Genomic DNA, 18785 nt, shown 5'->3' with positions numbered 1-18785 from the left:
TTATTCTTTCCATATTTTTGAACACATAATACCAATTCACGAAAAGCCTGATACAAATAAAGCATTTTTACCTAGATTGGGAAATAGTAATTTTGAGGAGCAATCAAAAATATTCTCTCGATTACTAGGATTATTCAATAAATATCAGACTGTTGTATTAGGTGATAGAGAATTTTGCTCTGTAAAGTTGGCTAACTGGCTCTCTGATCAAGAAGTACAGTTTTGTTTGAGATTAAAAAAGAATGAATTTATTCAAAATGAAGATAAAATTTGGCACTCCCTTGATAGCTGAGGTTTATTGATAGAATCACTATGGTGATATTTAAACCTATCTCAGTCTGATGAAAAGCGATCGCTCCCAAAACACACAAACTTCTTTTCAACGCCCTGAACTGCTTGCGCCAGCAGGTAATTGGGAATGTGCTAAAGCTGCTGTCGAAAATGGGGCTGATGCGATTTATTTTGGCTTGGATAAGTTTAACGCCAGAATGCGGGCGCAAAATTTTACCGAAGTAGATTTACCGCAATTGATGAAGTTTTTGCACCTCCGGGGTGTGAAAGGCTATGTTACCGTTAATACTCTAATTTTTCCGCAAGAATTAGCCGAAGCACAGCAATATCTCCGCACAATTATCGCGGCTGGTGTGGATGCGGTGATTGTGCAAGATGTGGGTATTTGTCGTCTTATCCGTCACCTCTCACCAGATTTTCCGATTCACGCTTCAACCCAAATGACCATCACGAGTGCGGCTGGGGTGGAATTTGCTAAATCTCTCGGCTGTCAATTGGTGGTGCTGGCGCGGGAATGTTCTATCAAGGAAATTAATAAAATTCAGCAAGCAACTGCTTTACCACTGGAAGTTTTTGTTCACGGCGCTTTGTGTGTGGCGTATTCTGGTCAGTGTTTAACTAGTGAAGCTTTGGGTGGACGTTCAGCTAATCGGGGTGAATGCGCTCAAGCTTGCCGGATGCCATACAATTTAATTGTTGATGGTGAAGTTGTAGATTTGCAGGAACGCAGATATTTATTGAGTCCTCAAGATTTGGCTGGGTTGGAAGTATTACCAGAGTTGGTGAAGTCTGGGGTAAATAGTCTGAAGATTGAAGGTCGGTTGAAAGCGCCGGAATATGTTGCTAATGTGACTCGTGTTTATCGAGAAGCTTTGGATAAGGTGATGGTGGAGTTGTATGAGAAGAAGGGAATCAACAAAAGTGTTGTATATTCTCAAGAGGATAATGAAAAAACGAACCACAGAGAACGCAGAGAACACAGAGAAATGAGAGTTTCAGAGGATTTATCTGTAAGTTCGGAACACTACAATTTGGAGATGGCGTTTTCTCGCGGATTATATACAGGCTGGTTTAACGGAATTAATAATCAAGAATTGGTTCATGCGCGTTTTGGGAAGAAGCGCGGGGTTTATTTGGGCGAAGTCACTCGAATTCGCAATGAACAGGTGACAATTAATTTAGAAGCACCTGTAAAACCAGGAGACGGAATTGTGTTTGATTGTGGTCATCCTGAGGCGAAGGAAGAAGGCGGTCGAGTTTATACGGTGACACCGAAGGGAAAGGAAACTGTACTAACTTTTGGGAAAGATAACCTCAATTTTCGCCGGGTACATGTGGGTGATAAGGTGTGGAAAACAAATGACCCAGAACTGGATAAACAATTGCGTCAAAGTTTTGCTGGCGACAGCCCGCAATTTCAGCGTCCGATATCTGTGGAAATTTATGGGGAAGTTGGAGAGTTATTGTTGGCGATCGCTCGTGATCAACTTGGTAACATTGTACAAGTAGAATCTGCGATCGCCCTAGCCGAGGCGCACACTAAACCTTTAGATACAAGTCGCTTACAAGAACAATTCGGTCGCCTGGGTAACACTCCCTTCTGTTTAGGAAACCTCACCAATCATCTCAATGGTGCTGTGATGCTTCCAGTGAGTGAATTGAACAGAATGCGTCGAGAAATTGTAGCGCAGTTAGAAGAGTTACGCACTCAACCCAAACCCTGGGAACTCCGTTCTGCTGTTTCCTTTCAAGACTTACTCCCTCCTGCATCTCCCTTATCTCCTGCATCTCCCGCACTGGTAGTTCTAGTACGCAACCTCAAGCAACTCCAAGCCGCCCTGCAAACTGGTGTGGAAACTTTATACTGTGAATTTGAAGACCCGCGCACCTATTGCCAAGCCGTACAACTAGTACACCAAGTCCGTCCAGCAGAATTCTCCCCACACCCCAGCATTTGGGTTGCACCTCCTCGAATTACTAAACCTGGGGAAAACTGGATTTTACAGCAAGTACGTGCTGCAAATGCAGATGGTTATCTAGTACGGAATTATGATCAGTTACAATTCTTTGGTGCAGATAGATGCGTTGGTGATTTCTCTCTTAATGTTGCTAATCCTTTAACCGCAGATTATTATAAACAGCACTTTGGTTTGGAACGGCTAACTGCATCCTACGATTTAAATATTACTCAATTAGAAGATTTACTCAGCAGCTGTCCACCACAATGGTTTGAGGTGACAATCCATCAACATATGCCAATGTTTCACATGGAACATTGTGTTTTTTGTGCATTTATTTCTGATGGAACAGATTATAGCAACTGTGGAAGACCATGTGAAAAACATGAAGTAAAATTACACGACCGCATTGGTAGTGAACACGTCTTACAAGCAGATGCAGGTTGTCGCAACTCTGTATTTAATGGTACTGCCCAAACGGGAGCCGAGTACGTACAGCGCCTCATAGAATTTGGATTACGCCATTTCCGCATTGAGTTTGTCAACGAAACACCAGAACAAGTGACTAAAACAATACAGCGCTACCATCAGCTACTCCAAGGCGAGATTTCCGGTTCTCAACTTTGGCGAGAGTTGAAGTTACAAAACCAATTAGGTGTGACTCGTGGCCCCTTGGGATTATCTAAAGTTGGTGGCGGCAGGAAGTTGTAATAAAGGCAAAGGGTTTAAAGCTTTTACCCATAATTTACATGGTGCAACTTGTATGCACAACAGCTTATGACATTGCCTAGTAATCTAAAATTATGAATAGAAATGTTAAGAAATATAAAGTAAATATCAATGTCCAGTTCTGTTGTTGACAAAAATAAGCCTCATGTCATAGTTATTGGTGCAGGTATTGGCGGACTAACGGCTGCGGCTTTATTAGCCCATCGAGGTTACAGCGTTTTAGTCCTCGACCAAGCGATTGTACCGGGAGGCTGTGCTTCTACATTTAAACGTCAAGGATTTACTTTTGATGTTGGTGCAACTCAAGTAGCAGGGTTGGAACCAGGCGGCATACACCACCGCATTTTTTCTGAACTAGAAATTGATTTACCAGCCGCTACTCCTTGTGATCCGGCTTGTGCGGTGTATTTACCTGGGGAAAGCACCCCCATAAACGTTTGGCGCGACTGTGAGAAATGGCGCGAGGAACGACAAAGGCAGTTTCCTGGTAGCGAACCATTCTGGCAGTTAATGGCAACTTTATTTGATGCTAGTTGGGAATTCCAAGGACGTGACCCCGTGTTACCGCCGCGGAATTTGTGGGACTTGTGGCAGTTAATACAGGCAGTGCGTCCCAGTACTTTTATCACTGCACCCTTCACTTTGTTGACGGTAGGAGATGCCTTAAGATTATGCGGACTGGGTAATGACCAGCGTCTGAGAACATTTTTAGATTTACAACTAAAGTTGTATTCTCAGGTAAGCGCCGACGAAACAGCATTACTATATGCAGCAACAGCCTTAAGTGTCTCGCAACTACCCCAGGGATTGTATCATCTCCAAGGTAGTATGCAGGTATTGAGCGATCGCCTTGTGCAAGCTTTAGAAAGAGACGGCGGACGTTTGTTAATGCGTCATACTGTTGAAAGCATTAAAATTGAAAACGGCAAAGCCACTGCCGTTGTTATCAGAAACCAGAAAACAGGGGAAATCTGGACAGAATCAGCTGATCATGTAGTGGCTAACGTCACTGTACAAAACTTAGTGCAACTATTAGGAAATCAGGCTCCATCAGGTTATCAACAGCGAGTCGAAAAACTACCGCCAGCATCAGGGGCGTTTGTCGTGTATTTGGGTGTAGATGCGAGTGCTATTCCTTTAAATTGCCCGCCCCATCTGCAATTTATGTACGATGCTAACGGCATTATTGGCGAGAATAATTCTTTGTTTGTTTCCGTCAGTCATCCTGGTGATGGGCGCGCACCTGAAGGTAAAGCCACAATTATTGCTTCATCTTTTGTCGATTATGAACAGTGGTGGCAAACCCCAGATTATCCATCGCTGAAACAAAAGTATACAGAAGAAGCGATCGCCCACCTCAACAAATACTTTTACCTGAAACCAGAAACTATTATTTATCAGGAAGCAGCCACACCCCGCACCTTTGCTCATTACACCGCCCGCGATCGCGGTATAGTTGGTGGCATTGGTCAAAGAATACCCACCTTTGGCCCTTTTGGTTTTGCCAATCGTACACCAATTAACTCTCTGTGGTTAGTTGGCGACTCCACCCATCCCGGCGAAGGTACGGCTGGCGTGAGTTACTCTGCACTGACAGTTGTTAGACAAATTCAGGCAGAATTTAAACACAGATAAAATAGATTTTTTAGATTGGTATCATCTGTGGTTTTATCTCAAAAACAATGAATTACGACACAGCACGCAAAATCCTCATCTCCCAAACAATGGCCATCGAAGAAAACCCAGATGGCCTGTTGATGCGGATGAAGCAGGGAAAACCACCAGTTCCCGGTCAGATTACCTCGATTTTGTTAGCGTTAAAAGTCGTATTTGAGTCGCTCAAAGATGCACCCAGTCTCGAACGGGAATTAGTCTTTGCCCTTTATCAGTTAAGCATGAAGACGCAACAGCTATATATAGCTGGGCGAAAAGCAGGAATAGATTGGCCTCCACTGCTAAAAGAAGATTTGCTGAGAATTTCTCTGGCTACAGAAAGCATTTTTTCTGGGGTATGGCAAACCCCGCCATCTGGGATGCTGTGAATAAATAGCCAGTCAAACTGCAATATGGTTCAGTTCAACATTTCTTCTTTTTCTTTGTGTTCTTCTCCCAAGGGGAGACGCTGCGCGTTGGGGAAAGCTTCTCGTAGAGAATGCGGTTCTTTAAAAGAATTTGAGCAAATTTTTAGCATTGCCCACCTGACTTTAATTGCAATAAAACAACTTATTTTCAACGATTGAAAATCTACCAATATCAACTCAATGTGCGAGAGTGAAACATGGAAAATACGGCTCAATGGGTAGGTATTGATGTCAGTAAAGCCATATTGGATGTTTATCTGCGTCCGATGGATAAAGCCATAAAATTTGCCAACACAAAAACAGAAGGATTTCAGGATCTCCCAAACTATCCATGAAAAATTAATACTTAATATTAGCTTAAATCATTAAATAGCAAAGGATTCAAGAAAAACTTTTTGTTTTTCTTGATAATTATGGGTCTGTTTTATTTGGTTTACCATTGTTCAGAGGTTTCTTTCGAGGAGTACTGCTTTCATTCGATTTTTGGCTGGATTGCTGGTTAGGGTTTGATTTTTGATTAGACATAAGACTGAGGAAATTAACTATCAGTTTATATACAATCAGGATATTACTGAATCCAGAAATTAGTTAAAAAATTTACAGATAAAAATAAAAAAGAGGCGCAAGTATAATAGCGCCTCTATTAAAGAAGAAACCCAATATTATGAAGAATTAAAAGTTTTTGCAAATATTGTTACTGTATATTTCAAGCTAAATTGTATACACAGCTATTCTAGTTCATTGAGTTTTTTTAGCTGTGAGTTGGCAATTTTATCATTTTGGCTGATAGATCGGATAGCACCAGGTTCTGTTTTAATAGGCTTACCGTTGTTACGTGGTTTTTGACGAGACATAAAAATACACGCACTATTTGTAAAATCTTTACTACTTGAACTACAACCGTGTAAATGGCTATTCCGGAAATTAACCGCGACTAAACAGACATAAGCTACTTTGGATGTTCACCATGTATAGCAGGTGATAGGGAACAGGTGACACTTCGGCATGGTTCGACTGCGCTCACCAGCCGCTCAGTGACCGCAGGCTTCCGCCGTGAGCGTCAGCCGAACGGTGACAGGGTTAAAAGTCTTTTAGTGCATGAGTTTTATCATTGGCCGATGTCCTAACTGCCTTGGCTACTGCTATATACTAAAAACGGCTGGGAATTTTACTTTTAAACGCAGAGGCTGGCGCTCGGTAAATGCAGCGAAAAGTTCTAAGGAGGGTTTCCCTACGTAGGAAACTTTTCAAGACAAAGTTAAGCAGAGTTTTTCTTCAAGTTTTCCCTCTGATTTTATGCAATCTGTAAAGTCCAAATATTAGCCGTTTGCAGTATAGATAAACGTATGTCTAGCCGCGATTTTAAATAAAGCTAGTTTTAGGCGAAAGAGGAAAAGCCTAAGTTTGGTGGTATGTCTTGAATGCGTCCTGGCCCAATCGCTCGCAATGCTTCTTGAAGTAAAATATCGCCAGTATACAAAGCACGTCCGATAATTGCACCTGTAACGCCTTGAGGTTCTAAAGCTAACAAACTCAATAAATCAGTTACAGAACTGACACCACCAGAAGCAATGATAGGGATGGAAATTGCATTAGCAAGTTCCCGCAAGGCTTCGATATTTGGGCCACTGAGAGTCCCATCACGGTGAATATCAGTGTAGATAATGGCGGCTGCACCTAGTTCCTGCATTCGTACAGCGAGTTGGGTTGCTAAAACTTCCGAAGTTTCTAACCAGCCACGAGTTGCGACTTTGCCATTACGTGCATCGATACCGATAATAATCTGTTCGGGAAATTCTTGACAGAGTTCTTGGACTAGCTGGGGTTGTTCAACAGCGACGGTTCCCAGAATTGCCCATTGCACACCCAAATTAAACACTTGTTCTACACTAGAGCGATCGCGCAATCCGCCACCAATTTCAATCGGTACTGATATTGCTTGAGCGATCGCTTCAATAGCTTTTAAGTTTACTACTTTACCTGCTTTTGCTCCATCTAAATCAACTAAGTGCAATCGAGTTGCACCTTGTTCTACCCATTGTTTAGCAACATCAACAGGATTTTCGCTAAAAACTTGCGATCGCTCATAGTCTCCTTGATACAATCGCACACAACGACCTTCGAGTAAATCAATTGCTGGAATTACGTCCATTGACATTTACCTTTCCTTGGTTAATTTTTCGTTTTTAATTGCTGCACAGCTTGGCGAAAACCAATCACAATCAAAATATTAGACAGAGTTAAAAATACTTCAGCACCACCATGTAGCCAGTCTATATTTGCCAAAGACGCTCCATAATGTACTTGGGCGTAAATACCTGCCGGGATAGTCACGCCAACAAACACCAGTGTGCCGTAAAATCCATATAGTGCTAAACGCGGCATTTCCTGACTGCGGCTAATAAACCACAAGAAACCCAAATAGGGAAACAGGGAAAGGGCGAACAGGGTTTCTTTTGATATCATGGCTCTGATTTAATAGATTGCGCTGCAATAGTATTAGTGTCATTTTTGGTAGACTTGGTAGAACGCCAAATCAACACTGCGGCTGCCCAAAGTGTAAAATTACCAACTAAGGTCATGGCAGCTTGCAGTGTTACCATCCATTCCAAAGATTCTGCATTATCAAAATAATGCCAAGTGCAAGCACACATAGCACTAACCAAAGCTGGTAACATTGCTAGGGATAATCCCCACCAGCTGCGATTACCAGTGAGTTCGCCGTAAGTCCAGATTAACCAAATCGCGGCAATCCACTCAATAACGCTAGAAATATGAATAATCCAAGTGGGAATTGATAGAGCGTGCATAGGAAAAGGCTGAAGTATGAAGTATGAAGTATGAAATTAGGCTACCTGTAAAGGGATGGGGCTGGTAACGAATGCTATGAACTGTGGTTCCTCAGCACTATTTCATCTTCCCACAAGGAAATTCATCTTTTGTCGGTAAGATGGCTGACATCGGATGAACTACTGAGAAAAAGTTGATATTCTAAAATCCAAACTCTAAAAATGGTAACTATGCGGGCGTTATTGTCTGGGTATTACGGCAAAGGTAACGGTGGTGATGAAGCTTTACTAGCGACGCTTTTACAAATGTTGCCATCTCATGTAACGCCTGTGGTGCTTTCTGGCAATCCAGAAGAGACGCGCGATCGTTACAATGTAGAAACTTACAACCGTATGGCTATGCTACCCGTGCTGCAAGCTTTACGTTCCTGCGATGCTTTGATTTGGGGCGGTGGTAGTTTAATTCAAGATGTTACCAGTACCATTAGCCCTCTATATTATGGAGGATTGATGACATTGGCGCAAACAATGAATTTGAAAACTATTGCTTGGGGGCAAGGTATTGGCCCGTTATTGCATCCACAAACTCGCGCTTTGGCAAGGCGGAACTTTGCTAAATGTACCAAAGTTAGTGTGCGCGATCGCGCCAGTGCAGCTTTATTATCTGATTGGCAAATTCCTTATATCATTGCACCAGATCCGGTTTGGGCATTGGAAAGTAAACCAGTGCCTGGACTTTGGGATTTACCTGCGCCGAGAGTTGCTGTAACATTGCGATCGCATCCTCAACTCACAGAAACACGCCTAGCTAACCTAACTAAAGCATTAGTTGATTTTCAAAAAGCTACCCAGGCATTTATTTTACTACTACCATTTCAAAAAAGTGAAGATTTAGGCATTGCCCAAGCAATCCAGCCTCATCTTGCAGATGTTAGTAAAATATTGTGTCTGGAAGATCCGCAACTTTTAAAAGGTGTATATCGTGGTGTTGAGATGGCAATTGGAATGCGGTTACACAGCTTAATTATGGCTGCTGCTGAAGGTTGTCGCTGTTTTGCCCTGAGTTATGATCCCAAAGTCAATCGTTTAATGGAAGATTTAGCGATGCCTGGTTGGGATTTAGTGAGTTTACCAGATGACACAAATGTAATTAGTAAAACCTGGCTGGAACATTACGCCAATGGTGAGCCACTTTTGCCAGAACAAATTCAATCTTTAGTAGATCGAGCCTTAATGCACCGCGAATTGTTGAGTGACGCACTTGCATAATTTATAGATAATTTACCACTAGAGCGATCGCTTAACTTTGATTTGGGATATTACGAATTTGAAAACATGCTCTGAGCGATCGCTAAAATATAATAATGCTATCAACTCCTACTCACTTATTCCGAATATCTCAAGGACAACTCAATTTACTAGAACGTTGTCCCCGTCAGTTTCAGCACACATATTTAGAGCAAATCAATTCTCTTTCAGATCCTGAACACGAGGAGAAGCAAACTTTAGGTAGTCGTTTTCACCTACTGATGCAGCAGCGAGAAATGGGTCTACCAATTGATAGTTTCTTAGAAGCAGATGCTCAACTGCAAAGCTGGATTTCTGCTTTTGTTGATGCTGCCCCAGAAGTTTTAACACATACAACAGATACTCAAACCTTCCGCGATAGCGAACACTACCGTACTCTCCAAATTCAAGATTATTTACTAACAGTTATCTATGATTTATTAATTGCAGATAACCAGCAAGCGCAAATTCTAGATTGGAAAACTTATCCAAAACCACAAGATAAACGCAAATTAGCACAAAACTGGCAAACACGACTTTATATGTACGTGTTAGCTGAGACTAGTGAATACTTGCCAGAAGATATATCGATGACTTATTGGTTTATTCAGTCCGAAGGTAGACCACAAAATATAAAATTTACTTATAATAATACGCAACATCAGCAAACAGAAAAAGAACTAAATCAACTGTTAAGCGACCTGACTAATTGGTTACAAAAATACCAAATAGGACAGCAATTACCCCAAATATATAAAAGTAGTAAAGCCTGTAATTATTGTCAATTTGCTATTAGATGCCAACGTGTACAGTCTAATAATAAAGCTATGACAAACCCACTACCTAATATTGATAGCATTCAAGAAATCTCGCTTTAACTAATAATTCCTATGACAGTTTTAAATTATTCATGAAAAATTAGATCCCAAATTTCTTAAAGAAGTCTGGGATCTGCACACCACAGAATTACAATATAAAATTTTTAACTAAATCATCACTAATTTACTGTTCAATACTCTTGACTTATGACTAATTTTGATGAAAGTGATTTAATCTATGTACGCGAATTAGGAATTGATGATATCGCCCCCGTGTACCATTTGGGAGAAGAACTATTTACCAGTGATTTATATCCATACCTATACCGTACTTGGGATGAGTGGGAAGTAATTGGACTTTACAACACAGATCCAGAATATTGTTTAGTTGCAGAAACTAATGGAGAATTAGCAGGATTTATTTTGGGAACCATCATTACTAAAGCATCTTGGACTTATGGTTATATTTTGTGGCTAGGAGTTAACCCTAGATTTCAGCGTCAAGGAGTAGCCGATAAACTAGTTGATAAAGTTGTATCTCGAATGATTGAAGATGGTGCAAGATTCATGTTAGTAGATACAGATCCCACCAATACAGCAGCAGTGAAATTTTTCAATCGCAAAGGATTTGGTAATATCCGTCAGCATATTTTCTTGTCGATGAATTTAAGTAAACATCCACATTATGGCAGACTAATTGATTACGAACACCAAAAAGCGGAAAGAGCCGGTTACAGGCGATCGCGTCCTGCTATTCGTCCTCGTAAATCTGATGGAGTTGCTAATGAATTAGTTCTCAATCCTTTAGTAAAAGAACATCCAATAACTGAAGAACAGAAATAGAAAATAACAAATGAACAATGACCAAATGCAGTGGGTTATCACAACAACTGAACAACCACCAGATTGGTTTATCCAAGCAGTAAAGCAGTATACACCTGCATCCAATGGATTATATGCAGCACAATTATTGTGGCAAAGAGGGATCAAAAATTCTCAACAACTAACAGCTTTTGTTAGGTATCAAACTTATCAACCTGCCAGTCCCTTTGAATTTGGGGAAGAAATGCACATAGCAGTAGAAAGATTACAACAAGCACGTAATACTGGTGAAAAAGTCGCTATTTGGGGGGATTTTGATGCTGATGGGATCACTTCTACTGCTGTATTATGGGATGGCTTAGGTCAATTTTTTCAGCAACATACTCAGTTAACTTACTACATTCCCAATCGCCTGCGAGAATCCCACGGATTGAATAATTCAGGAATTGAGAATTTAGCTAAACAAGGTTTTAAATTAATAGTTACTTGTGATACGGGCAGCACAAATATTGATGAAATTATTTATGCTAAACAGTTAGGCATAGATATAATCGTTACAGACCATCACACCTTACCCACAGAACGTCCACCAGTTATAGCAATTATTAATCCTCGTTATTTATTTAGCGAACATCAGTTATTTAATCTTTCTGGGGTAGCAGTAGCTTATAAGTTAGTAGAAGCCCTTTATCAAACTCTGTCAAATGTCCCTCAAGATGCGCTAGAAAATTTATTAGATTTGGTAGCTGTGGGATTAATTGCCGACTTAGTACAACTCAAGAGAGATTGTCGCTACTTAGCACAGTTGGGCATTCAACGCTTACAAGCAGACTTTAAACAACCACCAACAGCGCGACGACGACCAGGAATAGGGCGATTATTAGAATTGTGCCAAAAAAGTGGCGATCGCCCCACAGATATTTCCTTTGGTTTGGGGCCACGCATCAACGCAGTCAGTCGTATTCAAGGTGATGCTAGTTTTTGTGTAGAATTATTGACCAGTCGAGATGCCAAACACTGCAATCAATTGGCTGAAGTTACAGAACTTGCCAACACCCGCCGCAAATCATTACAAAAAGATGTGCAAGCCCAAGTAGCACAAAAACTTACACAGTTAGATTTATCAACTACCAGCGTCATCGTCCTCGAAGATTCACAATGGCCCGCAGGTGTTTTAGGCTTAGTCGCAGCCCAAGTAGCCCAAGAAACAGGCCGCCCAACAATTTTATTAAGCACAGAAGGGAATGAGGAATTGGAAACAAACAAGGAAAATTCTACCCCGACTCCCCATTCCCTACTCCCTACTCCCTTAGCCCGTGGTTCTGCCCGTTCTATCAATTCTGTTGATTTATATCAATTAGTCAAAGAACAAGCACATTTATTACATCGCTTTGGTGGACATCCTTATGCTGCTGGTTTGAGTTTGCCAGTGGAGAATATACCTTTATTTACACAAGCAATTAATCAGCAGTTACGGCAATCTTTGAGTAGTACAGACTTGATACCTACAATACAAGTAGATTTGAAAGTCACCGTAGCCGATTTGGGCAAAGAGTTATTCTCGGAACTGAGACTATTAGAGCCTTGCGGTATGGGCAACCCAGTTCCAAAACTACTTATCCAAAACTGCTGGTTTGAAAATGCTTGGCATCGCAATCAGCAAGATTGGCAAGGAAAAAAAGTACAGTACATTAAAACTGATTTTGACATTCGGGATGAATCAACTAAAAATCCTTTTCCTGGCGTGTGGTGGGGACATTATAAAGATGAATTACCTATAGGCAAATCTGATTGCATCGCAGAACTCGACTACAACACCTTTAAAAAACGCTACGAAATTAGATTAATTGCTGTCCGTCCCGTTGCTAACTCACAACTCAACCAACAACACACTGCACTTATCCTAGACTGGCGAAACTCCCAACCAGAAGAACACTCAGCACTTACCATTGAACAATGCCCCAATAGCTGGGATGAATTACGCACTTGGTGGCGAAGAGCGCTTTATAATGGTCAAAAATTAGCCTTGGCTTGGTCTAAACCTTACCTTCAACCACCACAAGAAATTTGGCTTACCTTGGTTGGCATTGCGAAATATCTTAGTCGTACACACCAGTTAGTCACCCGCGTACAGCTATTAGACAAATTAGGTATAGGCAACCAAAGCTTACTTTTAGGACTCAAAGCCTTAAAATACTGGGGATTTTTAGTCAAAACACAAGACAATCATTTGCAAATCAGCCAAAATTCTCAAACTATTTCAGCCACCCTAGCGGATGCAGCAGTCATACAATTTTTAGCCGCCGTCAGCGAAGAACAATTTCAGCAGCAGTATTTTTCGGAAGTGCCTTTATCTACAATTGTAGCGATTGTGAATAGACCTCTAACTTTTTAATTAAGATGGCGATCGCCATTTATCCAAACAGAAATTTTATCTTCTGAAAATGCACTACTAGCTTGAATATTCCCCATACTAACAGTGTATTTGTGCTTGATAAATCACCTGATGTATAGAGAATCGACTGCATATCTGGACATTTGCTGAGTATGCTGCATCTGACCAATGGAAAAGCTTTTGATAGGTTTTTATGTGCCAGCGCGGCTCTACCAATATCTAAATCTAAGTTGTAGACCTTAACAAAACTTTATATATGCCTCTCAAAGGTAGATTTCTCCAAGTCTTTTCATAATCAAAGCTTTATATAAATTTAGGTAGATTCAGCAAGCCAAAAACAAAAATCTGAGAGTTAGAAATAGGTTAGCAATCTTGCGTTTATCCAGTTTGAGAAGATAATTTCCCATGACAACAAAACTATTCCAAACTCTAGCCGCTGCTACAACTTTAGCAGGTATTGTTGCTACCGCCGGCGCTGCAAATGCAGCTTCACTCTCATACACTGGTTCCACAAATTTTAAGACTACCAATATCATCAATGAAAGCATTGGTGTTCAGAAGTTTGACGCTTCTCTTGGAACACTCACAGGTGTAACAGTAAAATTTACCAGCGACATTCAGGGTAGTATTGCTTTTGAAAATCTAGGTAACGCTCCCACAGACATCACTGTTACTCTTGGCAGTAATGTTAACCTAAAACTCGGTAATGACCCTTTATTTAATATCAATCCTCAAACTTCCCAAACATTCCAAAGTGTTGCTTCATTTGATGGTGTACTTGATTTTCAAGCACCCTCTGGAAACACGCTTCAAGGATTGAGTGCTACACAATCAGATCAAAAGACTATTAGTGATAGCCAAATGTTGCAGTCTTTTATTGGTACTGGCAACCTAAACTTCTTATTCTCCGCTTTAGCTACCTCAAATGTTAGTGGTTCTGGTAATGTTGCCAGCTTGATCAATACATTGGCTAGAGGAACTGTTGCAGTTACTTATAACTATGATGCAGCTAAAGCTGTACCAGAACCCTCTGCTGCAATTGGTATTGGTTTAGTAGCAGGAATTGGCTTGTTATCTCAACGCAAAAAAAGCTGGCTCAAGGCTTCTAACTAGTCAGCATTTGTAAATGGATGAGTTTTCTCACTCTATTGAATCTACTGTACCAAAAGGCACATTAAATAATTACGACGGCTGTGTGTGCCTGTTAGACTTTTCATCATGCCGATGATTACTGTCAGAGTCATCTTTTATTTAACTTTGAAAAGCCCAGACTTTTATAGTCTGGGCTTTTATTTTGGTTGACACTTGCAACGTCTTAATTGAGCCATGTTATGCCAATGCCTGTTAACCTCTTACTGAGAGTTAAAACCTTGGGGATTTATGTATAAAGCATCTGCTGATAACTTAACATCGCCTGCTCATCAGGCTACGCCTACACAAGACATTAAGTTACTAGTTTTAGATATAGATGGCACGATCGCAGGAGAATCAAATACCTTAAGCATACCTGTCAAGGAAGCGATCGCGGCAGTTCAATCGCTGGGTATTTATGTAGCAATTGCTACTGGTCGTATGTATCGGTCAGCTTTACGCTTCCATCAAGAAATTAGTTCTAACTTACCGTTAGCAGCTTATCAAGGAGCCTGGATTCAAGACCCAACTAACCAGAAAATCCACCGTCATTTGCCTGTGGTGAGAGAAATAGCATACCAACTACTAGACTACTTTGAACAACCTGAATGGCGATCGCTTCTCTCTATCCATTTTTATATCAACGATCAACTTTACGTGCGGGAGTTAAGCAAAGAAACCAAAATTTATGCACAACGGTCTGGAATTACCCCAATTGCTGTGGGTGATTTACGCCAAATCCTAACTGAGCATGAACCAACAAAGGTTTTAGCTTTGTGTGATGATACAGATGCAATCGACCAGTTACTAGGAAATTTGCGCCGCCAGTACACACCTGCGGAACTTTATCTGACAACCTCTGTAGCTACGTTCTTTGAAGCGACGAATCCTTCTGTAAATAAAGGCACTGCTGTGCGTTATTTTGCCGAAGAACTTCTGGGTTTACAAAGGCACAATGTTATGGCTATTGGTGACAATTTTAATGATGCAGAAATGCTCGAATACGCTGGTATTGGTGTAGCAATGGGAAACGCACCAATACCTGTGCAGGCGATCGCGCAGTGGGTAGCTCCTAGTGTAGAAAAAGACGGAGCCGCAGTAGCTATCAAAAAATTTTTACTCTCTTAAAGCACACTTTTCCAGCTGTAGTGCATCATGAAATCAGAAAGAACACCGACGACTGGCCGTGTTTCGTCTCGGTGCTCTTGCTGGTTCGCTCCTCACACAAGTGAAAGTATAGTTGAAGTGCTTGTATGAGTCAATAGCTGAAATAAAAATTGCTATATTTTCCCTCAGAAACACTACTGATGAATAGCACCTTGATTGTACGCAAAATTGCGTAGCTGTTTTGTACCACTTAATAAAATCAATAAACTATCCAGCAGGCAATGTTTAGCGCACAACTAAAAAGTGGAAAACTTTTCCAGAAGTCTGCAATATTTGACACGGAAAGTTCATAATTCAAGAGGAGCAGAAACCCCTAGTTTTTCTAATAGTAAAAAACTAAGCAAACGCTGAGTAGCCATGACTAAACCCAGCCTAGCTTGGGCTAGTTCCAGAGAAGAAATTTTTACTTCACCCCAAATGCGACACTGACACCAGAAATTTTCAAAAGTTTTACTCAACTCTAAGCTGACTTTGTGCCAGTTAATTGCATCATCAACATCAGAACACACTAAGTCATCTACTACTCGCACTAACTGAGTAATTAAAGCCCTCTCAGCTGGGTGATGGAGACAAAGTTGGTTGTCATAATTTAACCAAGGTATTGATTCTGTGGTTACTAGCTGCCAGGCTGGACTGGGTAATGGTTCCCTAAGTTTGATTAATCCCTCGCGGTGAGCCAGGAATACCAGTGAACAGCAGCGTGCATGAGCATATTGAACAGCAAACTCAATTGAAGGGTTTTGGCTTTGAGATTTTGGAGTAATTTCTCCTGTTCCCATCTTTCCTGCTTCACTCATGTACTCCATTGCTAGGTTTTGTAGCCAAGTTGCCAAAAAAGGGTGAGTTAGTTCTAAATAAATCCAACCAGGAGGAACAATTTTAACATTGAATACGTCACCACTGGTCGCCAATAATTTAGATCCGATAATATCAGCTATCTCCATAGCTGTGCAATTATGAGATTTTGATAACTTCTGTGCCACTCCTGAGATATACAAGATTCTATGATTATTTCTATCTTTGTACAGAGGAACTTTTTTAAATTCTGTGCATTCAAGCTTTTGGTCTTGAGTATTACTATTAAGTATTTGAAGTATTTGACCACATAATAGCTGTTTAATTGATGTTTGATTACCTATTATTAACCAACTATACACTGATTGTGAGATTAATAACCAATTTACTATTTACTTGGCAGCTACTTGTCATCTTCCTTTAGACATAAGTTTAATGTATATAAAGAAAAATGAGAAGAGGATAAAATTTAATAAATATTCTATGAATAGTAAGTAAACTTTACTACCGTCATTGTACAGTAAGAAGTATAACAAAAGAGTAGGAGCTAAATTGCTTTCTACTCTTTGGATGGCTGACGCTGTTAGGCGTTAAGCCTACCCCGTCAACACAAAGACACTCCTTGCACCTTTTTTTATGACGTCTTTGTCTTCAGCCGAACGCTCTTTGTTACCTATGCAATCTCCATCCTCCTTTTCTGAGGCATCACGCCCTTTTTTGACTTGGCAACGGATTCTTGATTGGGCTCAAGAACACTATCGCTGCCGTACCTTTAGCAAAGATGAACGCATTCCAGCCAGACCTGGATTGCTATATTTAGTGCAAAGAGGTGCGATCCGTATGGTAGGCACTGCCCAAGTCAGTGCTACTGCTAGTCAGCTAACATCTCGACGCATCAACAGAACTCCAGAAGAAGCTTTCTTGGGTTTTGTCGGAGCCGGACAACCATTTGAAATTGTTGCTCAGTCCCCATTCACGCTTCAGGCATACGCTCATGTTGATCAAACTGCGGTGCTGTGGATGTACTGGCATGATTTAGACAATTGGCCTCACTTCCGGCGCGAAGTTATGGATGCCTTCAGATATCAGCATCAACGCAAATTGTTGTGGCTGAGTGCCTTAGGCCAACGACGCACAATTGACCGACTCTTAGGATTCCTCACATTGCTAATTGAGGAATATGGCGAACCGGCAATGAGTGAAACTGATCCTGATGTGATTCGTGGCTATTGTCTACCTTTCCCTCTGACTCATGCCCAAATTGGTAGCGCGATCGGCTCTACTCGCGTCACTGTTACCCGCTTAATGGGCAAGTTACGTCAACGAGGTTTAATCCTTACTCAAGGAGATAATCTCATTTGCTTGCCAGCAGAATCGATTAATAGATCCAGCTAAGGCACATTCAGAGTGCCTGCAATAGCATCTATCAGAACTTGATCCCGATCGCTCACCAGTAAGTTGGCGCAGCAACACCTTCATGCTGTTGGGTTTGACCAATCTGTTTGACCACCACAAACAGATTGTGCGTAATCGGGTATTTTCTGGGTAAATAAAGTCTCGGTGTAAAGTTTGTTTCTTTTACAAAATATTCACAAGAGAATAATAATAGTTCTTGGTAGAGAAATTATTGATTGTCTTGCTTGTGAGTCAAAGGCCAGGACTAGGTTAAATACTGAAGAATAGTAGAACCCAGTAAAAATATCAACCAACTTTGATAAAGTTTGGGTGGTCTTGGAAAGAAACTCAAAGTCAGGGTTAAAAATATTGAGGGTTCTTCAGTACCTATTATGCCAAACAATTAAAATTAACTCTAAAAAAATGTAATTAACTGTATCAAAATATTATTGTAACCCTGGCTGTACTTGACATAGAAAGAATGTTTGTTGTTATCTGTAGATACAACAAGTATGATTTTTTTACATTTACAGCGATGATGAAGAAAAGAGGAATAAAAATTCTGGCGTTGCATAAATGCGGGAGGAATCAACTAAATACAGGTATTCGTCCATACTTGAGATAATGGAGTAATAAACGAATTGAATATTTAAGCATATCTACTGATTTGGAATAACATAACGTTTTGTGATGTAGACGTGCTAAATAATGACGTAAGCGTGTATTTTCTCATGTATGTTTCGCTAATAATGTGGTCTCCTAAGTCAATAAAACTCGCGTAGACCGGCTATCCATCAGAGACATAAAAATAGCATTGCCATAAAGAAACAATATCCCATAGAGGTTGGAAGGTTTCTGCACTGTGGTCTCCCAAGACCCAAGCCAAAATATTTTTTTGGAAGTGATTTACTGATGTCCACAAGGGACTTCCAGAGAATAAAGTATACAACTTATGAAAATGATAATCATTCCGGTGGGGGGAAGGGAAAGGTTGCCGTTAGCAACCTTTCCCTTCCCTTTTTGTAGTAAATTCAATGATGATTCGATTTTGGATGTGCATAGGTGTCAATGGAATTAACAGATTCACTAAAGCATTTGTTGAAGGAAACTGCACAGCAATTAAAAGG

The 18785-nt window shown here is 40.7% G+C and carries 15 protein-coding genes and 1 pseudogene; 11 read left to right on the top strand and 5 right to left on the bottom strand.

The window, feature by feature from the left end:
• The first annotated feature begins 341 nt into the window (after positions 1-341).
• The 4 genes from IQ259_RS13350 to IQ259_RS13335 all read left to right on the top strand — a co-directional run bounded on the left by IQ259_RS13350 (position 342) and on the right by IQ259_RS13335 (position 5394).
• Positions 342-2960: a U32 family peptidase gene (locus IQ259_RS13350; protein ID WP_193885439.1), complete on the top strand. Its 2619-nt coding sequence runs from the start codon at positions 342-344 to the stop codon at positions 2958-2960.
• 129 nt (positions 2961-3089) lie between these two features.
• Positions 3090-4613, top strand: a complete 1524-nt coding sequence (gene crtD, locus IQ259_RS13345) for a C-3',4' desaturase CrtD (protein ID WP_193885437.1) — start codon at positions 3090-3092, stop codon at positions 4611-4613.
• Between the two features lie 47 nt (positions 4614-4660).
• Complete coding sequence (locus IQ259_RS13340; protein ID WP_193885435.1) at positions 4661-5020, top strand: Dethiobiotin synthetase; 360 nt, start codon at positions 4661-4663, stop codon at positions 5018-5020.
• A gap of 236 nt (positions 5021-5256) precedes the next feature.
• A complete protein-coding gene (locus IQ259_RS13335) occupies positions 5257-5394 on the top strand; it encodes a hypothetical protein (RefSeq protein WP_228014520.1) in 138 nt (45 codons plus the stop codon).
• Positions 5395-6437: 1043 nt separating this feature from the next.
• On the opposite strand, the gene hisA is transcribed toward IQ259_RS13335, so the two are convergent.
• From hisA to IQ259_RS13320, 3 genes are read right to left on the bottom strand one after another with little or no spacing between them, the layout of a single operon-like run.
• Complete coding sequence (gene hisA, locus IQ259_RS13330; RefSeq protein WP_193885433.1) at positions 6438-7211, bottom strand: 1-(5-phosphoribosyl)-5-[(5-phosphoribosylamino)methylideneamino]imidazole-4-carboxamide isomerase; 774 nt, start codon at positions 7209-7211, stop codon at positions 6438-6440.
• Positions 7212-7231: 20 nt separating this feature from the next.
• The gene (locus IQ259_RS13325; RefSeq protein WP_193885432.1) at positions 7232-7525 is read right to left on the bottom strand and encodes a DUF3593 domain-containing protein; all 294 of its coding nucleotides are present in this window, start codon (positions 7523-7525) and stop codon (positions 7232-7234) included.
• Positions 7522-7869: a DUF2499 domain-containing protein gene (locus IQ259_RS13320; RefSeq protein WP_193885431.1), complete on the bottom strand. Its 348-nt coding sequence runs from the start codon at positions 7867-7869 to the stop codon at positions 7522-7524. Before IQ259_RS13320 ends, IQ259_RS13325 begins: the two co-directional genes overlap by 4 nt.
• A 210-nt stretch (positions 7870-8079) precedes the next feature.
• Between IQ259_RS13320 and csaB the strand changes: the two genes are divergently transcribed.
• The 6 genes from csaB to IQ259_RS13290 all read left to right on the top strand — a co-directional run bounded on the left by csaB (position 8080) and on the right by IQ259_RS13290 (position 15429).
• Positions 8080-9117, top strand: a complete 1038-nt coding sequence (csaB, locus tag IQ259_RS13315; RefSeq protein WP_193885430.1) for a polysaccharide pyruvyl transferase CsaB — start codon at positions 8080-8082, stop codon at positions 9115-9117.
• Between the two features lie 95 nt (positions 9118-9212).
• Positions 9213-10013 carry a PD-(D/E)XK nuclease family protein gene (locus IQ259_RS13310; RefSeq protein WP_193885429.1) on the top strand — a complete coding sequence of 267 codons (801 nt, stop codon included), beginning with the start codon at positions 9213-9215 and terminating at the stop codon, positions 10011-10013.
• A 147-nt stretch (positions 10014-10160) separates the two neighbouring features.
• The gene (locus tag IQ259_RS13305) at positions 10161-10796 is read left to right on the top strand and encodes a GNAT family N-acetyltransferase (RefSeq protein ID WP_193885428.1); all 636 of its coding nucleotides are present in this window, start codon (positions 10161-10163) and stop codon (positions 10794-10796) included.
• A 25-nt stretch (positions 10797-10821) separates the two neighbouring features.
• Positions 10822-13170, top strand: a complete 2349-nt coding sequence (gene recJ / locus IQ259_RS13300; protein ID WP_193885509.1) for a single-stranded-DNA-specific exonuclease RecJ — start codon at positions 10822-10824, stop codon at positions 13168-13170.
• A gap of 405 nt (positions 13171-13575) precedes the next feature.
• On the top strand, positions 13576-14283 hold the full coding sequence (locus IQ259_RS13295; protein ID WP_193885427.1) for a choice-of-anchor E domain-containing protein: 708 nt from the start codon (positions 13576-13578) through the stop codon (positions 14281-14283).
• A 267-nt stretch (positions 14284-14550) separates the two neighbouring features.
• On the top strand, positions 14551-15429 hold the full coding sequence (locus IQ259_RS13290) for a Cof-type HAD-IIB family hydrolase (RefSeq protein ID WP_193885426.1): 879 nt from the start codon (positions 14551-14553) through the stop codon (positions 15427-15429).
• Positions 15430-15755: 326 nt separating this feature from the next.
• On the opposite strand, the gene IQ259_RS13285 is transcribed toward IQ259_RS13290, so the two are convergent.
• Complete coding sequence (locus IQ259_RS13285) at positions 15756-16412, bottom strand: DALR anticodon-binding domain-containing protein (protein WP_339383885.1); 657 nt, start codon at positions 16410-16412, stop codon at positions 15756-15758.
• Between the two features lie 487 nt (positions 16413-16899).
• On the opposite strand from IQ259_RS13285, the gene IQ259_RS13280 reads away from it, so the two are divergent.
• Positions 16900-17658, top strand: coding sequence for a Crp/Fnr family transcriptional regulator (locus IQ259_RS13280; RefSeq protein ID WP_193885422.1), 759 nt, complete (start codon positions 16900-16902; stop codon positions 17656-17658).
• Positions 17659-18246: 588 nt separating this feature from the next.
• Here IQ259_RS13280 and IQ259_RS13275 read toward each other — a convergent pair.
• Positions 18247-18580, bottom strand: a pseudogene (locus tag IQ259_RS13275) (IS1 family transposase); the annotation flags it as partial.
• Positions 18581-18785 lie beyond the last annotated feature (205 nt).

It is taken from the genome of Fortiea sp. LEGE XX443, assembly GCF_015206815.1.
Taxonomy (GTDB): Bacteria; Cyanobacteriota; Cyanobacteriia; order Cyanobacteriales; family Nostocaceae; genus Nostoc_B.
Note: the sequence above shows the minus strand (reverse complement) of the source record. Positions and strands in the feature narration are given on the sequence as shown.